Source organism: Micromonospora zamorensis, assembly GCF_900090275.1.
In the GTDB taxonomy this organism is placed as follows: Bacteria; Actinomycetota; Actinomycetes; order Mycobacteriales; family Micromonosporaceae; genus Micromonospora; species Micromonospora zamorensis.
In genome coordinates this window covers 4,815,529-4,838,448 of record NZ_LT607755.1, presented here as the reverse complement: position 1 = coordinate 4,838,448, position 22,920 = coordinate 4,815,529, and the positions used below count along the sequence as shown (strand labels likewise).

Genomic DNA, 22,920 nt, shown 5'->3' with positions numbered 1-22,920 from the left:
GGCCGGCCGGGGGAGCGGCCGACCCGGCATCACTTGATGAAGTTCGCGGAGAGCGGGTAGCGGTAGAGCTGCCCCTCGTTGGCCTTGATTCCGGCGATGATGCCGAACACGAGACCGAGGATGACGGCTGCGCCGACCCCGATGAAGCCGATCAGGATGCAGGTCAACACCCAGCCGACCAGGCCGACGATCGACCAGATGAGCTGGAAGTTGAGCGCCGCCACGGCGTGCGCCCGCACCGTCGGGGACTGGCTGCCACGTGCCAGCATCGCCACCAGCGGGGCGATCCAGCCGAGCACACCGCCGCTGACGATCATGCCGACGGCGCCGCCGAAGTGGGCGATCAGCGCCCAGGTCTTGTCCTCGTTGTTGGCGAAGCCGCCAGGGCCGCCGTAGGCGCCGCCGGTCGGGTAGCCGCCACCGGGCGGGGGATAGCCGCCGGGCGGGGGATAGCCACCCGCCGGAGGGTAGCCGCCTGACGGCGGTTGGTCACCGGTGGGCGGGGGATAGCCACCGGGCGGGGGATAGCCGCCCGGGCCGGGTGCCCCGGACAGTGGTGCGGTGGGCGGCTCCGGCGGGTAGTTACCGGGGTCACCCGCGCCGGGAGGGCGAGGAGGTTCAGTCATGGATGCCACCGTAGGGGCACGTGGCAACGCGGCACCAGCGCGACACCGCCCGGTCGTGAGGGTCGATCGGCCCGGCGGGGTGGCGCGGACCGCACCGACGGACAGCCGTTGATCATCGCGCTGGCGGGCACGCCGACGTAGACTGGCACTCGTTACAGTCGAGTGCCAGGACGGCCCGGCCGGCCGAGGACGCCGGCGGCCGACGTGCGACAGGAGGTGCGGAGGATGGGTCTCGACGACCGGAAACTCGCCGTGCTCCGCGCCATCGTCGAAGACTACGTCTCCACCCAGGAGCCGGTCGGCAGCAAGGCGCTGGTCGAGCGGCACCAGCTCGGGGTCTCCCCGGCCACGGTCCGCAACGACATGGCCGTGCTGGAGGAGGAGGGCTACATCCGGCAGCCGCACACCAGTGCCGGCCGGGTGCCCACCGACCGCGGCTACCGACTCTTCGTCGACAGGTTGTCCCGGGTCAAGCCGCTCAGCCCAGCCGAACGCCGGGCCATCGAGCGCTTCCTGGTCGGCGCGGTCGACCTCGACGACGTGGTGCACCGCACCGTGCGCCTGCTCGCCCAGCTCACCCGGCAGGTCGCCGTCGTGCAGTACCCGAGCCTGGCCCGCTCCTCGGTGCGTCACCTGGAGCTGGTGCCGATCTCCACCACCCGACTGATGGTCGTCATGATCGCGGACACCGGGCGGGTGGAGCAACGTCTGGTGGAGCTGCCCGGTCCGGTGCCCGCCGACGACGTCACCGACCTGCGCCGACTGGTCAACGAGAAGCTCGCCGGCGCCCGGCTGTCCGACACGCCGCCGCTGGTGCAGGCGCTGGTCGAGGAGTCGTCGCCCAAGCTGCGTCCGGCCATGACCACGCTCGCCACTGTGCTGCTGGAGACCCTGGTCGAGCGGCACGAGGAACGCATCGCCCTGGCCGGCACCGCCAACCTCACCCGGGGTGGCCTGCTCGACTTCCAGGGTTCCCTGCGACCGATCCTCGAGGCGCTGGAGGAGGAGGTCGTCCTGCTCAAGCTCATCGGCGAGACCGAGCCCAGCACGACCCGGGTGCTGATCGGCGACGAGAACGAGTTCGACAACCTGCGGGCCGCCTCCGTGGTCAGCACCGGCTACGGCCCGGGCGCCACGATCGTCGGCGGCCTGGGGGTGCTGGGGCCCACGCGGATGGACTACCCCGGCAACATCGCCACGGTTCGCGCCGTGGCACGCTACGTGGGCGAGTTGCTGGCCCAGAACTGATTGGTCAGGGCCGATGCGGCCGGCTGCGGCCGCCGACCGGCACAACGCGAGACGAACATGAGGACACGGAACGCAGTGGCCAGGGACTACTACGGCATTCTCGGTGTGAGCCGGGAAGCCTCCGATGACGAGATCAAGCGCGCCTACCGCAAGCTGGCGCGCCAGTTCCACCCGGACGTCAATCCGGACCCGGAGGCTCAGGAGAAGTTCAAGGACATCAACGCCGCGTACGAGGTCCTCTCGGACGACCGGAAGCGGCAGATCGTCGACCTGGGTGGCGACCCGCTCGCCCCGGGCGGCGGCGGTGCCGGAGGCCCCGGAGGTCCTGGTGGTGCCGGCCCGTTCGTCGGTTTCCAGGACATCATGGACGCGTTCTTCGGCGGTGCCGCGGGCGGCGCCCGTGGTCCGCGTCCGCGTACCCGGCCGGGCGCCGACGCGATCCTGCGCCTCGAACTGGACCTGCACGAGACGGCGTTCGGCGTCGAGGCCCCGATCACCGTCGACACCGCAGTGCTGTGCACCACCTGCTCCGGCGCCGGCACGGCGGCCGGCACCCACCTGGCGACCTGCGAGGCGTGTGCCGGGCGCGGCGAGGTGCAGTCGGTGCAGCGCACCTTCCTCGGCCAGGTGGTCTCCGCCCGGCCGTGCACCGTGTGCCAGGGCTACGGCACGACCATCCCGCACCCCTGCCCCACCTGCGCCGGCGACGGCCGGGTGCGCACCCGCCGCTCGCTGACCGTCAAGATCCCGGCCGGCGTCGAGGACGGCATGCGGATCCGGCTCGCCCAGCAGGGTGAGGTCGGCCCGGGTGGCGGCACCGCCGGCGACCTCTACGTGGAGATCCACGAGCGGCCGCACGACGTCTACTCCCGCAAGGGCGACGACCTGCACTGCCGGGTCACCGTGCCGATGACCGCGGCGGCACTGGGCACCCGGCTCACCATCAAGACCCTGGACAGCGAGGAGACGGTCGACGTCAAGGCCGGCACCCAGCCGGCCAGCACGCTGCGGCTGCGCGCCCGGGGCGTACCCCACCTGCGCGGCACCGGCCGAGGCGACCTCTACGTGCACCTGGACGTGCGGACGCCGACCAAGCTCGACCCCGACCAGGAAAAGATGCTGCGCGACTTCGCCAAGACCCGCGGTGAGGAGGTCGCCGAGTTGTCCAAGCAGGGCGGCTTCTTCTCCCGGATGCGCGACGCGTTCAACGGGCACGCCTGAGGTGTCCGCGCCGCTGTTCCTGGTCGAGGCGCTGCCCACCGGCGACGCGCTGACCCTGGACGGCCCCGAGGGGCACCACGCCGCCACAGTGCAGCGGCTGCGCGTCGGCGAGGAGCTGCTGCTCGCCGACGGCCGGGGTGGCACGGCTGCCGCCGTGGTCACCGCCGTCGGCCGGGGCACCCTGGAGGTCACCATCACCTCCCGGGGGTACGCGGACGCGCCCGTACCCCGGATCGTCACCGTGCAGGGCATCGCGAAGGGCGACCGGGGCGAGTTGGCCGTGCAGGCGATGACCGAGGTCGGCGTCGACGAGATCGTGCCCTGGGCGGCGTCGCGCTCGGTGGCCCAGTGGCGCGGTGACCGGGGCGTACGGGCCCGGGAGAAGTGGGTGGCGACCGCCCGGGAGGCGGCCAAGCAGGCCCGCCGGCCGTGGCTGCCGGTGGTGGCCGGCGCGCCGGACGAGTCGACAGCCACTGTGGCCCGCCGGATCGCCGGTGCCGCCGCCGGGTTCGTGCTGCACGAGGAGGCCGACGAGCGGCTCACCACCGCCGACCTGCCGGCCACCGGTGAGATCGTCCTGGTGGTCGGCCCCGAGGGTGGCATCGCCCCGGCCGAGCTGACCGCGTTCCGTGAGGCCGGCGGCCGGCCGGTGCGGCTCGGGCCGGCGGTGCTGCGTACCTCGACCGCCGGAGTGGCGGCGCTCAGCGTGCTCGCCACCCGCCTCGGCCGCTGGTAGCCCGTCGGCTGCTGGCTCGTTTACGGGCGGGGGAACACCGGCACCACCTCTTCCTCCGGCGTCAGGTCCAGCCCGGCCGGCCCGATGATCTGTGGGTCGGGCGTGCCGACCACCTCGGGGTCCTTGCCCGCGTAGTCGAAGCGGTGCAGCACGTGACGCATCGCCTCCAGCCGGGCCCGCTTCTTGTCGTTGCTCTTCACCACCGTCCACGGCGCGTCGGCGGTGTCGGTCCAGAAGAACATCGCCTCCTTGGCCTCCGTGTACTCGTCCCACCGGTCCAGCGACGCGATGTCCATCGGGGACAGCTTCCACTGCCGGACCGGGTCGACCTGGCGGATCGCGAACCGGGTGCGCTGCTCGTTCTGCGAGACGGAGAACCAGAACTTGACCAGCCGGATGCCCGAGCGCACCAGCATCCGCTCCAGCTCCGGGGCCTGACGCAGGAACTCCAGGTATTCCTTGCGGGAGCAGAAGCCCATCACCCGCTCGACGCCGGCCCTGTTGTACCAGGAACGGTCGAACAGCACGATCTCACCGGCCGCCGGCAGGTGCGCCATCCACCGCTGGAAGTACCACTGGCCGGCCTCCCGCTCGTCCGGCTTGGCGAGCGCCACCACCGACGCCCCACGCGGGTTGAGGTGTTCCATGAAACGTTTGATGGTGCCGCCCTTGCCGGCCGCGTCCCGACCCTCGAAGACGATCACCAGACGCTCGCCGGACTCCTTGATCCAGTCCTGGAGCTTGAGCAGCTCGATCTGGAGCAGCCGCTTGTCGCGGTCATACTCGTCGCGGTCCATCCGTTCGTCGTACGGGTAGTCCTCCCGCCAGGTCTCGACGGGCGTCCCGTCGGGTCGGAGCAGGACGGGGTCGTCGTCGTGGCCATCGGCCACCTGGTAGTCGGCGGTGAGATCCAGCAGCGCGGAGTCGGCCATGTCGCAGAGACTTACCCGCCCTCGTGCCGCGAACCACCCCCTGGCCGGGTGATGTGGGCAGCTGTTCCGCCGTCAGCTGCGCAGGTAGGAGGCGCCGTTGAGGTCGACGATCGTGCCGGAGGCCCACTCGGCCTGCGGCGAGGCCAGCCAGTGCACCGCGGCCGCGATCTCCTCCGGCTCGGCCACCCGGTCGAACGGGCTCTGCGCCCGGATCGCCGCACCGTGCTCGCCGCGCAGGTGCTCGGTGGTCATGTCGGTCGCCACGAAACCCGGCGCGACGGTGGCGACAGTGATGCCGTACGGCGCGAGCGCCACGGCGAGCGACTGACCCAGCGCGTTCAGACCCGCCTTGCTGGCGCCGTACGCGGGCTGGTCCGGCTCGCCCCGGAACGCGCCACGGGACGAGACGTTGACGATCCGCCCACCGCGTTCGCGCATGTGCTGGGCGGCGCACCAGGTGACGTTGCCGGCTCCGGTGAGGTTGGTTTCCACCACCCGCCGCCAGCGCTGCTGCCACTGCTCGTAGGAGGTGCCGAAGATCGGGTGCGGCTCGTCCCGGTCGCCGTACGTCCCGGCGTTGTTGACCAGCACGTCCAACCCGCCGAGCAGCTCGGCGGCCCCGTCGACCATGACCCGGACGGCGTCCGGGTCGGTGAGGTCCGCGCGGACCACCACGTGCCCGGTGCCGGGCAACTGCGCGCGCAGCTGTTCGGCCGCGTCGGCCGAGTCGCGGTGGTGGATCGCCACCCGGTCGCCACCGACCGCGAACGCCGTCGCCACCGCACGGCCGATGCCGCGCGAGGCCCCCGTCACGAGTACCGCCCGATCCGTCATGCCGGCCATCCTGCCTCAGCCGGTCTCTCCTGCGAACAGGCCGGCGGCGCATGCTGCGCCGGGGCGCCCCCGGCCCGTTAGTCCTTACACTGCCCCGATGGGATCCGACTGCCTGTTCTGCCGCATCGTCGCCGGGGAGATCCCGGCCACCGTGGTCCGGGAGACCGACACCACGCTCGCCTTCCGCGACATCGACCCGAAGGCGCCGGTGCACGTCCTGGTCATTCCGAAGGAGCACTACGCCGACGTCGCCACGCTCGCCCAGGGTGACCCTGCGCTGGCCGCCGATGTGCTGGCGACGTCCGCCGCGGTGGCGGAGGACGAGGGCCTGCTCGGCGACGGCTTCCGGTTGATGTTCAACACCGGCGCGTACGGCGGTCAGGAGGTGTTCCACGTGCACGCACATCTGCTCGGTGGCGCGCCGCTCGGCCCGATGCTCGCCCGGGACCTGACGTGAGCGCAGGACCGGCGCCGGACGGCCGGGTGGATGAGCGCCTGGGTCGGTTGGTCCGGCGGGTGCAGGCCGACGCCCGGGTGCCGGCGGTGTCGGCGGCGCTGCACCGGGCCGACCGCCCGCTCTGGAGCTGCACCGTCGGCGAGACCGGCACCGACAGCCCGCTGGGGTCGGACACCCAGTTCCGGATCGGCTCGGTCACCAAGACCTTCACCGCGGCCCTCACCCTCCAGTGCCGCGACGACGGGCTGCTGGACCTGGACGACCCGGTGGGCCGGCACCTGGACCTTCCCGCACATGGCGAGCTGACCGTGCGCCGGCTGCTGTCGCACACCGCCGGTCTGCAACGCGAGCCGTTCGGCGACGTCTGGGACAGCCTGCGCGCACCGGACGCCGACCAGTTGGTGGCAGAGCTGGACCGGGCCGAGCGGGTGCTGCCGACCGGACGGCGGTTCCACTACTCCAACCTGGGCCTGGCCGTGCTCGGTCAACTGGTCGCCCGGCTGCGCGGCGAGAGCTGGGCGCAGGCGCTCACCGAGCGGATCCTCACGCCGCTGGGGCTGACCGACACCACGGTGACCCCTCGGCCGACGGCGGCCACCGGCTTCCTGGTCGACGCGTACTCCGACGAGGCGCACCCGGAGCCGCCGACCGACTTCGGCGCGGTCGGCCCGGCCGCCCAGCTCTGGAGCACCGCGACCGACATGGCGCGCTGGGCCGCGTTCCTGGCCGACCCGGCGGCACTGGACCCGACCGGCACGGTGCTCGCCCCCACCACCCTGGACGAGATGCGCTGGCCGCTGACCACCACCGACGAGACGCTCTGGGGCGCGGGCTTCGGGCTCGGCCTGATCCTCGTCCCGCAGGGGGAGCGGGTGATGCACGTGGGGCACGACGGGGCCATGCCCGGTTTCCTCGCTGGGGTGTACGGCCGGCGGGGCGGCGACGGCACGGCCGGCGCGATGGGTGCCGCGGTGCTCGGCTCGTCCGGCACGGCGGCCGAACTGTTCGACCTGCCGCACCGGCTGCTCGCCGCGGCGGTCGAGCACGACCCGGCCGAGATCGAGCCATGGCGACCGGGGGCACCCGCCCCGGCGGCCCTGCGGGGCGCGCTTGGTCGCTGGTGGGGGGAGGGTTTCGAGTACGTGTTCTCCTGGCGCGACGGTGCCCTGCGGGCGAGCGGGGCCGGTGACGCCGCCGGACGCCCGCCGGCGATCTTCACGCCCCTGCCGGACCAGCCGGACGTGTTCCGCACCGCCTCCGGTCGGGAGGCCGGTGAGCTGCTGCGGCTGACCCGGGACGAGGCCGGGGCGGTGGTCCGGATGCACTGGGCGACGTACCGGTTCACCCGCCACCAGGAGACCTTCGAGGGGTACGACTTCCGGGCCGGCAGTTGATCGCGGCCAGCGGAAATGGGCGCGATGCGGCCCGCGTTGAACGGATACGATGGGTGTAACGTCCGCACGCCAGGCCAGCAGGCCGGCGCCGAGATCGAGAGCAGGTGGCGCAGGGCCCTACGGGCCCGACCTATGACCGGCACCCCACCTCCCGGCCCGCCCCGGGTGCAGACCAGGATCACCGTGCCCGACTCGAAGATCATGGTCAATCTGCTCGGCGCAGGCGACGAGATCCTCCGACTCGTCGAACGCTCGGTCGCCAGTGACGTGCACGTTCGCGGCAATGAGATCACCATCACCGGTGAGCCCGCGGACAACGCCCTCGCCGAGCGCGTCTTCAGTGAGCTGCTCGAACTCATCGAGAAAGGCGAGACCCTGACCACTGACGCCGTCCGGCGTACCGTCGGCATGCTCGAGCAGGGCACCGCCGAGCGGCCCGCCGAGGTTCTGACGCTCAACATCCTCTCCCGTCGCGGGCGCACCATCCGCCCCAAGACGCTCGGTCAGAAGCGCTACGTCGACGCGATCGACTCGAACACCATCGTCTTCGGCATCGGCCCGGCCGGCACCGGCAAGACCTACCTGGCGATGGCGAAAGCCGTCCAGGCGTTGCAGGCCAAGCAGGTCAACCGGATCATCCTGACCCGGCCGGCGGTGGAGGCGGGTGAGCGACTGGGCTTCCTGCCCGGCACGCTCAACGAGAAGATCGACCCGTACCTGCGTCCGCTCTACGACGCGCTGCACGAGATGCTCGACCCGGAGACGATCCCCAAGCTGATGGCCGCGGGCACGATCGAGGTCGCGCCTCTGGCATACATGCGGGGCCGGACGCTGAGTGACGCGTTCATCATCCTGGACGAGGCGCAGAACACGACGCCCGAGCAGATGAAGATGTTCCTCACCCGACTCGGCTTCAACTCCAAGATCGTCGTGACCGGTGACGTCACCCAGGTGGACCTTCCCGGCGGGACGAGCAGCGGCCTGCGGGTCGTCCGGGAGATCCTGGGAAACGTCGACGACGTGCACTTCGCCCAGTTGTCCAGCACCGACGTGGTCCGCCACCGTCTGGTCGGGGAGATCGTCGACGCGTACGCCCGCTGGGACGCCGAGCGGGAGAACCAGCAGGCGCAGGGCGTCCACGCCGTGCCCGGGCGACCCGCCCAGGGCGGCCGGGCCGGCCGTCGCCGCTAAAGCAGAGGAAAGCAGTTGTCCATCGAGATCGCCAACGAGTCCGGTGTCGACGTCGACACTGACGCCGTGCTCGCCGTCGCCCGGCACGCCCTCGACGAGATGGGGGTCAACCCCCTCGCCGAGTTGTCCGTGCTGTTGGTCGACATCGACTACATGACCGAGCTGAACCACCGCTGGATGGGTGGCGAAGGCCCGACCGACGTGCTCGCCTTCCCCATGGACGAGGGCAGCGTCGACCACGGCCCGGGTGAGTCCGCGCCGGCCGGCGGCGAGCCCGCCCTGCTCGGCGACATCGTGCTGTGCCCGGAGGTCGCGGCCAAGCAGGCGGCGACCGCCGGGCACGCGCCGGCCGACGAGCTGCACCTGCTCACCGTGCACGGGGTGCTGCACCTGCTCGGCTACGACCACGCCGAGCCGGAGGAGGAGCGGGAGATGTTCGCGCTCCAGGCCCGACTGCTGGCCAGCTGGCGGTCGACCCGCACCCAGTGATGTCCACTCCTCCGTTACTTGCGGCCGGTGCCACCGCCGGCCTTCCTGACCTGCAGCTGATCGTCTTCGCGGCCGGCCTGGTGGTGCTGGCCGGTCTGATCGCGATGACCGAGGCAGCTCTCGCGGCGGTCTCGCCGGCCCGGGCCGCCGAGCTGGCCCGTGACGGTGTGCGCGGCGCCCGCACCCTCCAGGTCGTCGCCGGCGACGTCGTCCGGCACCTCAACCTGCTCCTGCTGTTGCGGCTGCTCGCCGAGTTGACCGCCACCACGCTGGTGGCGCTCGTCGCGGTGGACAGCTTCGGTGCCGGCTGGCGGGCCGCGCTGGTGACCGCCGGCGCGATGACCGTGGTCAGCTTCGTGGTGGTCGGCGTCGCGCCGCGCACCATCGGCCGGCAGCACGCGTACGCCGTGGGTCGTGCGGTGGCGCCGATGGTCCGCTGGCTGGGCCGGGCGCTCAACCCGCTCGCGTCGTTGCTGATCCTGATCGGCAACGCGGTCACCCCGGGGCGCGGCTTCCGTGAGGGGCCGTTCGCCACCCAGGTGGAGTTGCGGGAGCTGGTCGATCTGGCCGAGCAACGCGGCGTGGTCGAGCACGGCGAGCGCCAGATGATCCACTCGGTCTTCGCCCTCGGCGACACCATCGCCCGCGAGGTGATGGTCCCGCGTACGGAGATGGTGTGGATCGAGGAGGGCAAGACGCTCGCGCAGGCGCTGGCGCTCTTCCTGCGTTCCGGTTTCTCCCGCATCCCGGTGATCGGCGAGAGCGTCGACGACGTGCTGGGTGTGCTCTACCTCAAGGACCTGATCCGGCGCTCCCGGGGCGGTGACCCGGAGGCCGAGCAGTTGCCGGTGGCCGAGCTGATGCGCCCGGCGACCTTCGTTCCGGAGTCCAAGCCGGTCGACGACCTGCTGTCGGAGATGCAGGCGGCCCGTAACCACCTGGTCATCGTCGTCGACGAGTACGGCGGCACCGGCGGTCTGGTCACCATCGAGGACATCCTGGAGGAGATCGTCGGTGAGATCACCGACGAGTACGATGTCGAACGCCCGCCCGTCGAACGTCTGGCGGACTCCACGGTGCGGGTGACCGCCCGCCTGCCGGTGGAGAACCTGGGCGAGATGTTCGACACCGATCTGCCCACCGACGAGGTGGAGACGGTCGGTGGCCTGCTCGCCCAGTCGCTGGGGCGGGTGCCGATCCCCGGTGCGGAGGCGGAGGTCGCCGGCCTCCGGCTGGTCGCCGAGGGCACCACCGGCCGGCGCAACCGGATCGACACCGTCCTGGTCAGCCGGGTGGAGTCGGGCCACGAACAGGACACCGCGGGGCGTGGCGACCACGCCGGCCCCGGGGACGACACGGACAACTACCGAGATGACGAGAGGCAAGCTGCCGATGCCTGACACACCCGCCGCGCCCGCCGCCCGACCCGCCCCCACCGAGTCGGCGACGCTCAGCGCCGAGGACGGCAAGCTCGTCGTCCTGGCCCGGGGAGCCCGCGGACGGGTCGGCGCCGTGGAGGGCGCCGCGGTCCGGGATCAGGACGGCCGGACGTACGCGGCGGCCAGTGTCGCGCTGCCCTCGTTGACCCTCACCGCGTTGCAGTTGGCGGTCGCGTCCGCCGTGGCTGCCGGGGCGAGCCGGCTGGAGGCCGCGGCGGTGGTGACCGAGGCGTCGACGCTGGACGGCGCCGGTCATGCGGCCGTACGTGACCTCACGGTGGACGCGCCGATCCACGTGGCCGCTCCCGACGGCACGGTCCTCGGCACGGTGACCCAGTGAGCCCCGTGCAGGACCCGGAGGCGCGGCCGTACCGTGCCGGGTTCGGCTGCTTCGTCGGCCGGCCCAACGCGGGCAAGTCGACGCTGACCAACGCCATCGTCGGCACCAAGATCGCGATCACCTCGAACAAGCCGCAGACCACCCGGCACATCATCCGGGCCGTGCTGCACCGACCGGAGTCGCAGCTGGTCCTGGTCGACACCCCCGGCCTGCACCGGCCCCGTACGCTGCTCGGCGAGCGCCTCAACGACCTGGTCCGGTCCACCTGGACGGAGGTCGACGTCATCGGCCTGTGCATTCCGGCGGACGAGCCGGTGGGGCGCGGTGACCGGTTCATCACCGGTGAGCTGGCCGAGTTGAAGGCGACAGTGCTGGCGGTGGTCACCAAGACCGACCTGGTCGACAAGCGCCGCCTGGCGGAGCAGCTGCTCGCGGTGAGCCAGATGGGGGAGTTCGCCGAGATCGTGCCCGTGAGCGCGGTGTCCGGGCACCAGGTGGACACCCTGGTCGACGTGATGACCAAATATCTGCCGCCGTCGCCGCAGCTCTACCCGGACGACATGCTGACCGACGATCCCGAGCAGGTTCTCGTCGCGGAGCTGATCCGGGAGGCAGCCCTGGAGGGCGTCCGTGACGAGCTGCCGCACTCCATCGCCGTGGTGGTGGAGGAGATGATCCCCGAGGGTCAGGTCATGAAGATCTACGCCGACCTTTACGTGGAGCGGCCCAGCCAGAAGGCCATCGTTCTCGGTCACAAGGCGAGCCGGCTCAAGGAGGTCGGCACCAACGCCCGCCGGCAGATCGAGGAGCTGCTCGGCAGTCGGGTCTATCTCGACCTGCACGTCCGCGTCGCGAAGGACTGGCAGCGCGACCCCAAGCAGCTGCGCAAGCTGGGTTTCTGATCCACCGCACCGGCCGGGATCGACCAGAGAAATCCGGTCACCCCTCGCCCTGACGCTCGGCCCAGAAGCGGACCAGGAACCGTTCCACGTCCATGATGGGGACGGGGTGGTCCGGCCGGGCTTCGACACGGCGCAGTTCGGCACGCCCGGTGACATCGACCCGGGCGTGGTAGCGGCCCGGTGGACCGAGGGTCAGGATCGGGCTGGCCTGGAACTCCAACATGCCGGAGACGTGCACGGTGCCGTCGCTCAGTGCCAGTGTCACCTGCTGCTGAGCGTCCACGCCCGTGCGGTCGTCCGGCGGGGCGGCGGCCCACGACTCGAGCACTACCCGCGCGCGGTGATAGGAACCCGAAGCACTCATCAGGTAAAGGACGTCGTCGCCGGCGTAGCACAGCGCGCTGGCACGGCCCGGCAGGTCCAGAAACTCGGCAACCGCGCCCGCGACGATGATGACGCGGTGAGCTGGCGCCAGCAGTGCCTCCACGCTGGACAGTGGTTCAGTCATCGTCCCTCACTGTGGTTGCGGGGCCGGCCGAGCCGCCGGCCCCGCAATCGTCGGTGAACATGCCGTGCAACTCATGATCGTCTTCGGTCAGGTAGGTGGAAAGGCTCACGTTTGGTCGGGGTGGTGACCGTTTCGCGCGGGCACCGCGCAGGGTAGGGGAGTTACGCCCCGCGTCCCCGACCCAGATGCAGGCTGATGCGCAACCGGTATCTCGATCTACTCCGTTTCCTGGCCATCGTTCGAGTTGTCGTCTACCACGTCACGGGATGGGCGACCCTCACCCTCGTCTTCCCCGCCATGTCGGTGATGTTCGCGCTGGCCGGTTCGCTGATGGCCGCTTCGTTGACCCGTTCCGGGCCGGCGGCGGTCGGGCGGCGGCTGCGGCGGCTGCTGCCGTCGTTGTGGGTGCTCGCGGTGGTCTTCGTGCCGGCCATGCTGCTCAGCGGGATGCCGATGAGCCCTCGGGTGCTGCTGTGGCTGTTTCCGATCGCCGACCCGCCGGCCAACAACTGGGGCGCCCTGGCGCTGAGCATCATCTGGTACCTGCGCGACTACCTGTGGTTCGTGCTCGCCTCACCGGTCGCGTTCTGGCTGTTCCGGCGTGCCCCGCTGCCGACCCTGCTCGCCCCGTACCTCCTGCTGGTGGCGATCGAGGTGGGGATCTACCCGGCGCCTCCGGTGCTGCGCGAGTTCGGGCTCTACTTCGGAGCGTGGATGCTCGGCTTCGCCCATCACGCCGGGATGCTGCGCCGGCTCGCCGGTCGGGTGTTGTACCCGGTGGCGCTCGCGCTCGCGGTGACCGGCGGCGCCTGGATCGTCGGGCATCCCGGCCCGCGCGGGTACGACCTCAACGACAACCACCTCGGCAACGCGCTCTGGTCGGCCGCATTCATCCTGATCGTGCTGGGCCGAGCCCCCGCCGGGGTGGCCTGGCTGGGCCGAAGCCGGCTGGCTGACCGGGCGGTGACCGTGGTCAACCGGCGGGCGCTCACCATCTATCTCTGGCACATGCCGTTCGTGGTGGCGCTCACTCCGCTGGTCGACGTGGTGGGTTGGTCCCATCAGGACCCGGTGGGTCTGGCCATCCGGGTGGTGCTGGTCTTCGCGCTGGTCGGGGTGGTCACCCTGGCCTTCGGGTGGGTCGAGGACGTCGCCGCCCGTCGCCGCCCGGAGCTGATCCCCGGCGGCCCGGTCCAGGCAACCGAGATGGCCGACCAGCCCGACACCGAGGGCCGCGAACAGCCCGACACCGAGCGCCGCGACCGTCCCGACGAGCAGCCGGCCGGGGCCACCCTCGGGCGGGCGGTGGTGCCACCGCAGCGGGTTACGGCGGCACGGAGCGATGTCAGCGCTGGGTGATCGTGACGCTGCCGCTGCCGGCCGAGCCGTCGAGCACGTCGGTCGCGGCCGGGTCGTGCGTGACGGTGATCCGCGCGTCGCCGGAACCGGTGCTGGAGCGCACCTGGTAGCTGCCCGCCGGCACCAGCATCGTGACGTCACCGCTGGAGGCGTGCGCCCGGGCCGAGGCGGGCTTGTCCAGCTCGACTGTGACATTGCCGGAGCCGGCCTCGGCGTCCGCCGCGCCACCGAGGCGGCGCGCCGTGATGTCCCCCGAGCCGGCGCGCAGGCGGATCGTCCCACTGGCCTCGCTCACGTCGATGTTCCCGGACCCGGTCTCCACCCCGACCGTGCCGGAGGCGCCGTTGACCCGGACGTCACCGGAGCCCAGGCGCAGGTCCACCGCGCCGACCCGGCTCAGCTCGACATCGCCGGAGCCGGACTCGCCCTGAAGGGCGACGCCCTCCGGCACGGCCACCTCGTAGGAGACGCTGCAACGGTCGCCGCAGTCGGTGTCCAGCACCAGCTCGCTGCCCTTGATCTCGTACCGGGCCTTGGGCTCGCCGCCCTGGTAGCGCACCACCCGCTTGATCCGTGCCTCCGCGGCGGTGGCGGTGCCCCGGACGATCACGTCGCCGGCACCCGGCAGCACCCGGATGGTGGTGATCTTCACGGCCTCGGTGTCGTCGTAGTCGAGCCGGCGCATGGCCAGGTTGTCGCACCCTGCGAGCACGATGAGTGCGGTTGTCAGCCCCAGGGCGATGGGGGTGGCGGCGCGACGACGGCGGGCGTCGGTGGTGGATTGCATTGCCATGGCCAGCACGCTACGGCCGGTGCGGAGCCACGCGCATCGGGGTTCATCCGCGCATCCACCCCGAACCGACCCTGATTTCACACCCCGAGGGAGAATGGCCCGATGGCCGGGTATCGCCGACAGCTCTACCGCGACGACGCGGTGGTGCTGCGTGTGCAGAAACTCGGCGAGTCCGACCGGATCATCACCCTGCTGACCCGTCGACATGGCCGGCTGCGCGCGGTGGCCAGGGGGATCCGCCGCACCACCAGCAAGTTCGGCGCCCGGCTGGAACCGTTCGGCCACGTCGACCTCCAGCTCGCCGGCGACCCGAAGGGCAACCACGGCAGCTCACTGCACAGCGTCAGCCAGGTCGAGGGCATCGACCTGTACGGCAAGCGGTTCCTGGGGGATTATCCGCGCTACACGGCGGCGAGCGCGATCGCCGAGACCGCCGAGCGACTGACCCCGGTCGAGCGGGAGCCGTCGCTGCGGCTGTTCCAGCTCACCGTGGGCGCGTTGAAGGCGCTGTCCCGGGGCGAGCACGCCACCACCCTGGTGCTCGACGCGTACCTGCTGCGGGGGATGGCCCTCGCGGGCTGGGCGCCGGCGCTGATCGCCTGCGCCGTGTGCGGCACCCCCGGCCGGCACCGGGCGTTCTCCGTGCCCGCCGGCGGCACGGTCTGTCCCGATTGTCGGCCACCCGGCGCGGCCCACCCCGCGCCGGCCACCGTCGACCTGATGTCCGCGCTGACCACCGGTGACTGGGTGCTCGCCGACGCCACCGAAGCCGGCGTACGCCGGGAGTGCAGTGGGCTGGTCGCAGCTCACCTCCAGTGGCACCTGGAGCGCGCGCTACGCTCGCTGCCGCTGGTCGACCGGGGTCCCTCGGCGACCAGCACGGCCTCGCCGCCGGATGGCACCGGGGCCGTGGTGCTCCGGCCACGTGGCGACGTCGAGGCCGGGGCGGACGGCGCGAACAGGGAGTGACCGAGTGATCCGATCGAAGAAGGCCGGCCGGCGCGAGCCGACGCCGCCGACACCACACCCGTCCGGCGCCCGGCCGCCGGCGCTGCCCGGCGACGCGGTGCCGAAGCACGTGGCGGTGGTGATGGACGGCAACGGCCGCTGGGCCAAGGACCGCGGGCTGCCCCGCACGAAGGGGCACGAGGCGGGGGAGCACAGCCTCTTCGACACCATCGAGGGTGCGATCGAGATGGGCATCCCGTACCTGTCGGTGTACGCGTTCTCCACCGAGAACTGGCGACGCTCGCCGGACGAGGTCCGGTTCCTGATGGGGTTCAACCGGGACGTGATCCGTCGCCGTCGCGACGAGTTGGTCGACCTCGGCGTCCGGGTGGTCTGGTCTGGTCGGGCCGGGCGGTTGTGGAAGAGCGTCATCTCCGAGTTGCAGACCGCCGAGGAGATGTCCCGCGACAACTCGACGCTGACCCTGCAGTTCTGCGTCAACTACGGCGGGCAGGCCGAGATCGGCGACGCCGCAGCCGCGATCGCACGGGACGTGGCGGCCGGCCGGCTGGATCCGGCGAAGGTCAGCGAGAAGACCGTCGCGAAGTACCTCTACCACCCGGAGGTCCCGGAGGTCGACCTGTTCCTGCGCCCCTCCGGCGAGGAGCGGATCTCCAACTTCCTGCTCTGGCAGGCCGCGTACGCCGAGCTCGTCTTCCTGGACACGCTCTGGCCCGACTTCGATCGCCGCCACCTCTGGTACGCGTGCGAGCTGTACGCGCAGCGGGACCGGCGCTTCGGCGGGGCGCTGCCCAACCCGGTCGCCCCGGTTCTCTGAACCGACGCTTATCCGCACGTCACTCTGGGTATCAGTGACGTCAGAAGCCACTGACGGAGGTGAACCCACATGATCCAGAAGCGCATTGCCCAGTGGGCGGTGATGGCGGTCGCGGTGCCACTGGCGGCTGCCGGTGCTCGCCGGCTCAGCCACACACTGGAGGCCCGGCGTGGTCCCTCCGGGGCTACCCGGTTGCTGACCAGGGGCGCTGACCTGATGCGCCCGCAGAAGGCCAAGCGCCGCCGCTTCTTCTAACCCCAGACCCACCGGCGCCGCCCACACCCCGTGTGGGCGGCGCCTCCCTGTGCCCAAACCCGCCCCCAACCCGGTCGATCATGGAGTTGTGGTGGGCGGTTCCACCGCTTTCGCCACTTCTGTGCGGCACTACAACTGCATGATCGACGCGGCCGGGGTGGAGGGGTTCCGGCTGGGGGACTGAGCTGTCGTTTCGGGGTCTCGCGAAAGGGTGGCGGGTAGGGTCCGGAAGTGGCGGGACTACTGCGGTTGGGGTGGGTGTGCGGGATCTTCGGTTCAAGATGATCATGGCGTTGAACGCGGCCGATCTGGGTGACCCGATCTGCGAACAGGTGGCCGACATCTGCGCCGAGATCGCCGAGCAGCACTGCGCCGAGTTCGGCCACACCCCGCAGCTGCGCACCGGCGAGATCGCCGAGCTGGCCACCGGCGAACCGGCCCTGACGTGGGCGCCGTCGACCTCCGACACCGGGCAGCGTGCCTGGTGACCGCGCCCGCTCCCGCCGTCGACGTCCGTCGTGGCGAGGACCGCTTCTCCACCCGGATCTCCTGGCTCGACTCCCACCACTCGTTCTCGTTCTCCCGGCACTACGACCCAGCCAACACCCACCACGGTCTGCTGCTGGTCAACAACGACGACGTCGTGCGACCGGGTGCCGGTTTCGAGACCCACCCGCACCAGGACATGGAGATCGTCACCTGGGTGCTGCGTGGCTCCCTGGTGCACCAGGACTCCACCGGGCACTCCGGGGTGATCTACCCGGGGCTGGCGCAGCGGATGAGCGCCGGCACCGGCATCCTGCACTCGGAGAAGAACGACGCCTGGCGGCTCAACAACCAGGAGCCGCACAGCGACCCGGTCCACTTCGTGCAGATGTGGGTGCTCCCCGACGAGGACGGCGGCGACCCCGGCTACGAGCAGTTGGAGATCGAGGACGAGCTGCTCCGCGGCGGCCTGGTGCCGATCGCCTCCGGGATGGAACGCTACGACGGGGCGTCCGCCATCCGGATCCGCAACCGGTACGCGACCCTGCACGCCGCCCGACTCGCCCCCGGCGACGAGGTGACCATCCCCGACGCGCCCTTCGTGCACCTGTACGTGCCCAACGGCACGGTGACCCTGGAGGGCAGCGGCCCGCTCGGCACCGGCGACGCGGCCCGACTCACCATGACCGGCGGCCGGCGGGTCACCGCCGACGAACCAGCCGAGATCCTCGTCTGGGAGATGCACGCCACGGTCACCTGACCCCACGTGGGCGGGGCCAGGTGACCGTCGCTCAGGTCAGGCGGGGGACTCGGCGCGGTCGCCGGCCCAGGTGGTGTGGAACGAGCCGTCCCGGTCCACCCGCTGGTAGGTGTGCGCCCCGAAGTTGTCCCGCAGACCCTGGATCAACGCGGCGGGCAGCCGCTCGGCGCGCAGCGCGTCGAAGTAGGCCAGCGACGACGAGAACGCGGGCGTCGGCACACCGGCCCGGGTCGCGTCACCCACCACCCGGCGCCAGCTCGGCACACCGGCGGCGACCGCCTCGGCGAAGTACGGTGCCACCAGCAGCGTCGACAGGTCGGGCTGCTGGTCGTACGCCTCGCGGATCCGGTTGAGGAAGCGGGCCCGGATGATGCAGCCGCCCCGCCAGATCGTCGCGGTGCCGCCGAGGTCGATGTCCCAGTTGTATTCCTGGCTGCCGGCCCGGATGTGGTCGAAGCCCTGCGCGTACGCAACGATCTTGGAAGCGAGCAGCGCCCGGCGGACGTCCTCGATGAACGCGTCCCGGTCGGCGACCTGCCACTTCTCACCAGCGTCCGGGAACGCCCGACGGGCCGCCTCCCGCTGGTCGACGTGCCCGGAGAGCGACCGGGCGAAGGTCGCCTCGGCGATCCCGGTGATCGGGATGCCCAGGTCCAGGGCGCTCTGCACCGTCCACCGGCCGGTGCCCTTCTGCTCGGCACGGTCCTGCACGATGTCCACGAACGCCCGGCCGGTCGCCGCATCGGTGTGCGCGAGCACATCGGCGGTGATCTCGATGAGGAACGACTCCAGCTCGCCGTTGTTCCAGTCGCGGAAGATCTCCGCGATCTCCGCCGGCTCCGCGCCCAGACCGGCCCGCAGCAGGTCGTACGCCTCGGCGATGAGCTGCATGTCGGCGTACTCGATGCCGTTGTGCACCATCTTGACGAAGTGCCCGGCGCCGTCCGGCCCGACGTGCATGCAGCACGGCACACCGTCCACCTGCGCGGCGATCTTCTCGAACATCGGCCCGAGCTTGGCGTACGACTCGGCGGAACCGCCCGGCATGATGCTCGGCCCCCGCAGCGCGCCCTCCTCGCCACCGGAGACGCCGGTGCCGCTGAAGTGCAGGCCCTGCGCGCGCAGCGCCTCCTCCCGACGGCGGGTGTCGGCGAAGTGGGCGTTGCCGCAGTCGACGATGATGTCGCCCTCTTCCAGCAGCGGCACCAACTCGTCGATCACCGCGTCGGTGGGCGCGCCAGCCTTGACCATGACGATGACCGCGCGGGGGCGCTCCAACGACGCCACGAAATCGGCCATCGACTCGCCGGGCACGAACGTGCCCTCGTCACCGTGCTCGGCAACCAGGCTGCGGGTGCGTTCCGGCGACCGGTTGTGCACTGCCACCGTGAAGCCGTTGCGGGCCAGGTTGCGGGCCACATTCCGACCCATCACCGCCAGCCCGGTCACACCAATCTGCGCCCTCGCCTGCTCAACCATCCGTGCCGCCACCTCTCGCCGTCGTGTCAATGTGTTGCGACGGTATCGCGACGCAGGGGCCATGGGGGAGCGCTGCCCAACAGCCGGTCACCGACCGATGGCGCTCAGCCCTGGGCCAGCCGGTTCTCCACGTGCGCCACCTTCGCGGTGAGCGCGTCGGTCACCCCCGGCCGGATGTCGGCCTTGAGCACCACGCTCACCCGGGGTGCCTGCGCGGCCACCACGTCGACCGCCTGTTTGACGACCGCCATCACCTCGTCCCACTCACCCTCGACGGTGGTGAACATGGCGTCGGTGCGGTTGGGAAGGCCCGAGTCGCGGACCACCCGTACCGCCTCGGCGACCAGGTCACCGACGGACTCACCGACACCGAGCGGGGTTATCGAGAACGCGATCAGCATGCCGCCGATGGTGCCAGGAAAATCGGCTGCACCGCCCCACCTGGTGCCGATAGAGTGCGGGCATGCGCAACTGACGCCCCACTTCCGAGCCGGCCCGCCGCCCCGCGTCGCGGTCCGTGCGCTCCCGGGCGTCCCGCATCTCCCACCCGCCGTTCGGCGGCGCTGGCTGTGCCCCGACCCCCGGTGAGCAGTCCCTTCCCCGTTGGACCGTCGCACGACGACGGTCATCAGCCGATCCGACCGACCGCCGGCGCGCGGGACCGGCCGTGCCGGTCGGCTTTGAAGGAGGCCCGGATGCCTGCCAGGCGCAACCGGAAGAAATCCCGTTCAGCCGCACCCACGTCCGGCACAGACTCGGCGGCCGGCCATGACGCGCTCCTACCGACCCGCCCCGACTTCGATCTCGCGGTCCAACCGGCTCTCCTGGTCGATCCGGCGTTTCCGGCGGAGTTGGGTGAGCCGGCAGTGCTGGTCGAGCCGGCGCTGCCGGCGGTGCTGAGTCAGCCGGCTCCGCCAGCGGTGCTGAGTCAGCCGGCGCCGCCGGCGGTGCTGAGTCAGCCGGCTCCGCCAGCGGTGGTGCCGGGTGAGCTGGTGCCGCCGTTCGACGTGCCGGCAGCAGTCGACGCGCCGGTGGTGGCAGACCTGCCGAAGGTCGCCGGGCGACCGAAGGCACCGACCGCCGGACCGCCGCAGGGTGGCGGGACACGCTCGGCCGGCGGGCGTGGTCAACAAGCCGGCCAGAACCGCCGCTACGCCTTCCGCCGCAGCTGACCGACCCCGCACCCACCCGGCGCGTTGTCCCCGACGCCGTGGGCGGTGAGGCAGACAGCAACTTCAGGGATGGTGCTGCCTCACCGCCCAACGAAGCAGCACCATCCCTGAAGTTGTGCGGATCATGCCGGCGCGGCGACGCTCAGAGACGCCGGGCGGCGCCCCTGCGTGGAGAGCAGGGGTCAGGTCAGCCGATCAGGGGGCGGAAGCTGCCGAGGAGGATGCTCGTGGTCAGTGCGCCGGCGGCCAGGGTGGCTGCCCCGGCGACGAGCAGCCCGTCGGCCCGGGTGAAGCGCTGCCGGCGGGCCACGGTCCGGGGGGTGCCGGCGTCGAAGCCGCGCGCGTCCATCGCCACGGCCAGCCGGGTGCCCCGGCGGATCGCCCCGACCAGCAGCGCGAACGCGGTGGAGGCGAACAGTCGTAGCTTCGCCACCGGGTTGCGTCCCGCGTCGACGCCCCGCGCCCGCCGGGCCATGCTGATCATCTGCCACTCCTGACCGAGCAGCGGCACCAGCCGGAACGCGGCGAGCGCCCCGATGGCGAACCGGGCCGGCGCCTTCGCGTTCTGGATCAGCGCGTCGGCCAGGTCGGTGGGGTCGGTGGTCGCGAAGACGATCACGCCCGGCAGTGCCACCGCGAAGACCCGCAGCACCAGGCCGAGCGCGGTGAGCAGCACGCCGGTGCTCACGAACACCGGCCCGGCGTCCAGCAGGACCCGACCGGACCTGTCGGCGGCGAAGAGCACCAGGGTGACCAGGATGCCGGTGGCGCTGAGGAGCAGCGGCCAGGCCCGCCGGGCCAGCACCCGGTAGCGGATGCCGAACAGCGGGAGTACGGCGAGTTCGAGCGCGATGGCGATCGCCGGGGCCACCGGGTCCAGGGTGGCCAGCAGGGTGAACGAGAAGACCAGCGCCGCGGCGAGCTTCGCCACCGGGTTGCGGCGGGCCAACGGCGCACCGGGCGCGGCGACCGGTTCGATGCTGATCATCGGGCACCGTCGCCGGTCACGGCCCGGTGCAGGGTGACGGTGCGGTCGGCGAGAGCGGCGACGAAATCCGCGTCGTGGGTGACCGCGACCACGCCGTGCCCGGCGTCGCGCAGCTCGGCGAAGAGGTCGACCAGCTCCCGCCAGGTCCGCCGGTCCTGGCCGAAGGTCGGTTCGTCGCAGATCAACAGACGGGGCGCGGTGGCCAGGGCCGTCGCCACGCTCAGCCGCCGCGCCTCGCCCCCGGAGAGGGTGTACGGGTTGGCGGCGGCGAGCCGATCCAGTCGTAGTCGCTCCAGCAGCCCGGCCACGGTCTCCCGCACGGCTGCCTCGGGTTGACCGGTGCGGCGCGGGCCGAGCGCCAGCTCGTCGAAGACGGTGCTCGTGACGAACTGGTGCTCCGGGTCCTGGAAGACCGACCCGATCCGCCGGGTCAGCGCGGGTGCCCGCCAGCGGTGCGGGGGAGTGCGATGGTCCGCGCCGGCCAACTCGGCGGACGCGGTGACCCGGCCGGTGCCTGGCCGGAGCAGCCCGCCGAGCAGCAACGCCAGGGTGGACTTGCCGGCGCCGTTGGGTCCGCGTACGGCGAGTGCCTCTCCGGCGCGTACCGCGAGATCGGTGGAGGCCAGCCGGGGTGGCAGGCCGAGCCGGTCGGCGGTGAGCAACAGCTCGCCGGGAGCGGCGGTGGCCCGCCGGGGCGCGATGGGGTGACCCGGCACCCAGACTCCCTCGGCGGCCAGGGCGGGGCCGTGGGCGGCGAAGACCGCCTCGGGCGTGCCGTCCGCACGGACCCCGCCGCCCGGGTCCAGGACGACCACCCGGTCGACCAGTGGCAGCGCCTCGGCGACCCGGTGCTCGACCAGGATCAGCGTGGTGTCGGCGTCCAGCGCCCCGGCAACCGCCTGCCGGATCAGGTCGGCCCCGGCCGGGTCGAGATTGGCGGTCGGCTCGTCGAGCAGCAGCAGGCCGGGGCGCAGGGCCAGCGCGCCGGCCAGGGCCAGGCGTTGCTGCTCGCCGCCGGACAGTGCGGCCGTGTTGCGGTCCCGGGAGTACGGGAAGCCGACCCGGTGCAGCGCCTCGTCCACCCGGGGCCAGATCTCGTCGGCGGGCACACCCCGGTTCTCCAGCCCGAACGCGACGTCGTCGCCGCAGCGGGCCATCACCAGTTGGGTTTCCGGGTCCTGGAAGACGATGCCGACCCGTTCCCGGCCCTTGCGGGGGTCGAGCCCGTCGATCTCGACTGTGCCCTCCTGCTCGCCGGAGTCCTCGGGTAGCAGCCCGGCGAGCGCGCTGAGCAGGGTGCTCTTGCCGGCCCCCGAGGGCCCGAGCAGCAGCACCCGCTCCCCGACCTCAACCCGCAGGTCGACCCCGCGCAGAGCCCACGCGCGCCGCCCGGCGTGCCGCCAACCGAACCCCCGCAGCAGTACCCCGCCCACCAAACACCCCTCCCAAGCCCCGGCTCCACCCTGCACGGTCGATCATGAGGTTGACGGTGGTTCTGAAGATCCATCCGCCCGTCAACCTCATG

The 22,920-nt window shown here is 71.9% G+C and carries 26 protein-coding genes; 17 read left to right on the top strand and 9 right to left on the bottom strand.

The window, feature by feature from the left end; all coding sequences use genetic code 11:
- Positions 1 to 29: 29 nt before the first annotated feature.
- A complete protein-coding gene (locus GA0070619_RS21280) occupies positions 30 to 626 on the bottom strand; it encodes a DUF4870 domain-containing protein (RefSeq protein ID WP_088949696.1) in 597 nt (198 codons plus the stop codon).
- Positions 627 to 851: 225 nt separating this feature from the next.
- Here GA0070619_RS21280 and hrcA point away from each other — a divergent pair, with 225 nt between their 5' ends.
- The 3 genes from hrcA to GA0070619_RS21265 all read left to right on the top strand — a co-directional run bounded on the left by hrcA (position 852) and on the right by GA0070619_RS21265 (position 3,831).
- Entirely contained in the window at positions 852 to 1,874 is a 1,023-nt protein-coding gene (gene hrcA, locus GA0070619_RS21275) for a heat-inducible transcriptional repressor HrcA (RefSeq protein WP_088949695.1), read from the top strand.
- Between the two features lie 75 nt (positions 1,875 to 1,949).
- Complete coding sequence (gene dnaJ, locus GA0070619_RS21270; RefSeq protein WP_172862226.1) at positions 1,950 to 3,095, top strand: molecular chaperone DnaJ; 1,146 nt, start codon at positions 1,950 to 1,952, stop codon at positions 3,093 to 3,095.
- Between the two features lies 1 nt (position 3,096).
- Complete coding sequence (locus GA0070619_RS21265) at positions 3,097 to 3,831, top strand: 16S rRNA (uracil(1498)-N(3))-methyltransferase (RefSeq protein WP_088949693.1); 735 nt, start codon at positions 3,097 to 3,099, stop codon at positions 3,829 to 3,831.
- Between the two features lie 20 nt (positions 3,832 to 3,851).
- On the opposite strand, the gene ppk2 is transcribed toward GA0070619_RS21265, so the two are convergent.
- Entirely contained in the window at positions 3,852 to 4,763 is a 912-nt protein-coding gene (ppk2, locus tag GA0070619_RS21260) for a polyphosphate kinase 2 (protein ID WP_088949692.1), read from the bottom strand.
- 72 nt (positions 4,764 to 4,835) lie between these two features.
- Positions 4,836 to 5,597: an SDR family NAD(P)-dependent oxidoreductase gene (locus tag GA0070619_RS21255; protein ID WP_088949691.1), complete on the bottom strand. Its 762-nt coding sequence runs from the start codon at positions 5,595 to 5,597 to the stop codon at positions 4,836 to 4,838.
- A 97-nt stretch (positions 5,598 to 5,694) separates the two neighbouring features.
- On the opposite strand from GA0070619_RS21255, the gene GA0070619_RS21250 reads away from it, so the two are divergent.
- The 7 genes from GA0070619_RS21250 (at position 5,695) to era (ending at position 11,809) form a co-directional block, all read left to right on the top strand.
- Positions 5,695 to 6,054, top strand: a complete 360-nt coding sequence (locus GA0070619_RS21250) for a histidine triad nucleotide-binding protein (RefSeq protein ID WP_088949690.1) — start codon at positions 5,695 to 5,697, stop codon at positions 6,052 to 6,054.
- A complete protein-coding gene (locus tag GA0070619_RS21245) occupies positions 6,051 to 7,448 on the top strand; it encodes a serine hydrolase domain-containing protein (RefSeq protein ID WP_231927124.1) in 1,398 nt (465 codons plus the stop codon). Before GA0070619_RS21250 ends, GA0070619_RS21245 begins: the two co-directional genes overlap by 4 nt.
- 132 nt (positions 7,449 to 7,580) lie before the next feature.
- The gene (locus tag GA0070619_RS21240; RefSeq protein ID WP_088949689.1) at positions 7,581 to 8,639 is read left to right on the top strand and encodes a PhoH family protein; all 1,059 of its coding nucleotides are present in this window, start codon (positions 7,581 to 7,583) and stop codon (positions 8,637 to 8,639) included.
- Positions 8,640 to 8,654: 15 nt separating this feature from the next.
- Positions 8,655 to 9,128: an rRNA maturation RNase YbeY gene (gene ybeY / locus GA0070619_RS21235; protein WP_088949688.1), complete on the top strand. Its 474-nt coding sequence runs from the start codon at positions 8,655 to 8,657 to the stop codon at positions 9,126 to 9,128.
- Positions 9,104 to 10,528 carry a hemolysin family protein gene (locus GA0070619_RS21230; protein ID WP_088951947.1) on the top strand — a complete coding sequence of 475 codons (1,425 nt, stop codon included), beginning with the start codon at positions 9,104 to 9,106 and terminating at the stop codon, positions 10,526 to 10,528. The genes ybeY and GA0070619_RS21230 overlap by 25 nt, the downstream gene beginning before the upstream one ends.
- Positions 10,521 to 10,907: a cytidine deaminase gene (locus GA0070619_RS21225; RefSeq protein ID WP_088949687.1), complete on the top strand. Its 387-nt coding sequence runs from the start codon at positions 10,521 to 10,523 to the stop codon at positions 10,905 to 10,907. Before GA0070619_RS21230 ends, GA0070619_RS21225 begins: the two co-directional genes overlap by 8 nt.
- Before the next feature lie 5 nt (positions 10,908 to 10,912).
- Positions 10,913 to 11,809 carry a GTPase Era gene (gene era, locus GA0070619_RS21220; RefSeq protein ID WP_088951946.1) on the top strand — a complete coding sequence of 299 codons (897 nt, stop codon included), beginning with the start codon at positions 10,913 to 10,915 and terminating at the stop codon, positions 11,807 to 11,809.
- 37 nt (positions 11,810 to 11,846) lie between these two features.
- Here era and GA0070619_RS21215 read toward each other — a convergent pair whose 3' ends face one another.
- The gene (locus tag GA0070619_RS21215; protein ID WP_157744069.1) at positions 11,847 to 12,317 is read right to left on the bottom strand and encodes a hypothetical protein; all 471 of its coding nucleotides are present in this window, start codon (positions 12,315 to 12,317) and stop codon (positions 11,847 to 11,849) included.
- 195 nt (positions 12,318 to 12,512) lie between these two features.
- Between GA0070619_RS21215 and GA0070619_RS21210 the strand changes: the two genes are divergently transcribed.
- Positions 12,513 to 13,676: an acyltransferase family protein gene (locus GA0070619_RS21210; RefSeq protein ID WP_088949685.1), complete on the top strand. Its 1,164-nt coding sequence runs from the start codon at positions 12,513 to 12,515 to the stop codon at positions 13,674 to 13,676.
- Here the strand turns inward: GA0070619_RS21210 and GA0070619_RS21205 are convergent.
- Positions 13,663 to 14,469 (bottom strand): DUF4097 family beta strand repeat-containing protein, encoded by an 807-nt coding sequence (locus tag GA0070619_RS21205; RefSeq protein WP_088951945.1) that lies wholly within the window; start codon positions 14,467 to 14,469, stop codon positions 13,663 to 13,665. The genes GA0070619_RS21210 and GA0070619_RS21205 overlap by 14 nt on opposite strands.
- Before the next feature lie 102 nt (positions 14,470 to 14,571).
- On the opposite strand from GA0070619_RS21205, the gene recO reads away from it, so the two are divergent.
- From recO to GA0070619_RS21180, 5 genes are all read left to right on the top strand, one after another.
- The gene (gene recO, locus GA0070619_RS21200) at positions 14,572 to 15,438 is read left to right on the top strand and encodes a DNA repair protein RecO (protein WP_088949684.1); all 867 of its coding nucleotides are present in this window, start codon (positions 14,572 to 14,574) and stop codon (positions 15,436 to 15,438) included.
- Positions 15,439 to 15,442: 4 nt separating this feature from the next.
- On the top strand, positions 15,443 to 16,255 hold the full coding sequence (locus GA0070619_RS21195) for an isoprenyl transferase (RefSeq protein ID WP_088949683.1): 813 nt from the start codon (positions 15,443 to 15,445) through the stop codon (positions 16,253 to 16,255).
- A 69-nt stretch (positions 16,256 to 16,324) separates the two neighbouring features.
- The gene (locus tag GA0070619_RS21190) at positions 16,325 to 16,510 is read left to right on the top strand and encodes a hypothetical protein (protein ID WP_088949682.1); all 186 of its coding nucleotides are present in this window, start codon (positions 16,325 to 16,327) and stop codon (positions 16,508 to 16,510) included.
- A gap of 287 nt (positions 16,511 to 16,797) precedes the next feature.
- Entirely contained in the window at positions 16,798 to 16,998 is a 201-nt protein-coding gene (locus GA0070619_RS21185; protein WP_231927123.1) for a thioredoxin reductase, read from the top strand.
- Entirely contained in the window at positions 16,995 to 17,756 is a 762-nt protein-coding gene (locus GA0070619_RS21180) for a pirin family protein (RefSeq protein ID WP_088949681.1), read from the top strand. Before GA0070619_RS21185 ends, GA0070619_RS21180 begins: the two co-directional genes overlap by 4 nt.
- A 36-nt stretch (positions 17,757 to 17,792) precedes the next feature.
- On the opposite strand, the gene gndA is transcribed toward GA0070619_RS21180, so the two are convergent.
- Positions 17,793 to 19,235 carry an NADP-dependent phosphogluconate dehydrogenase gene (gndA, locus tag GA0070619_RS21175; RefSeq protein ID WP_088949680.1) on the bottom strand — a complete coding sequence of 481 codons (1,443 nt, stop codon included), beginning with the start codon at positions 19,233 to 19,235 and terminating at the stop codon, positions 17,793 to 17,795.
- A gap of 104 nt (positions 19,236 to 19,339) precedes the next feature.
- Positions 19,340 to 19,636 (bottom strand): MTH1187 family thiamine-binding protein, encoded by a 297-nt coding sequence (locus GA0070619_RS21170; RefSeq protein WP_088949679.1) that lies wholly within the window; start codon positions 19,634 to 19,636, stop codon positions 19,340 to 19,342.
- Between the two features lie 294 nt (positions 19,637 to 19,930).
- Between GA0070619_RS21170 and GA0070619_RS32540 the strand changes: the two genes are divergently transcribed.
- Positions 19,931 to 20,407, top strand: coding sequence for a hypothetical protein (locus GA0070619_RS32540; RefSeq protein ID WP_157744068.1), 477 nt, complete (start codon positions 19,931 to 19,933; stop codon positions 20,405 to 20,407).
- A gap of 187 nt (positions 20,408 to 20,594) precedes the next feature.
- On the opposite strand, the gene GA0070619_RS21160 is transcribed toward GA0070619_RS32540, so the two are convergent.
- Together GA0070619_RS21160 and GA0070619_RS21155 are read right to left on the bottom strand one after the other, a co-directional pair.
- Positions 20,595 to 21,395 (bottom strand): energy-coupling factor transporter transmembrane component T family protein, encoded by an 801-nt coding sequence (locus tag GA0070619_RS21160; RefSeq protein ID WP_088949677.1) that lies wholly within the window; start codon positions 21,393 to 21,395, stop codon positions 20,595 to 20,597.
- On the bottom strand, positions 21,392 to 22,828 hold the full coding sequence (locus tag GA0070619_RS21155; protein ID WP_088949676.1) for an ABC transporter ATP-binding protein: 1,437 nt from the start codon (positions 22,826 to 22,828) through the stop codon (positions 21,392 to 21,394). The genes GA0070619_RS21160 and GA0070619_RS21155 overlap by 4 nt, the downstream gene beginning before the upstream one ends.
- Positions 22,829 to 22,920: the final 92 nt, after the last annotated feature.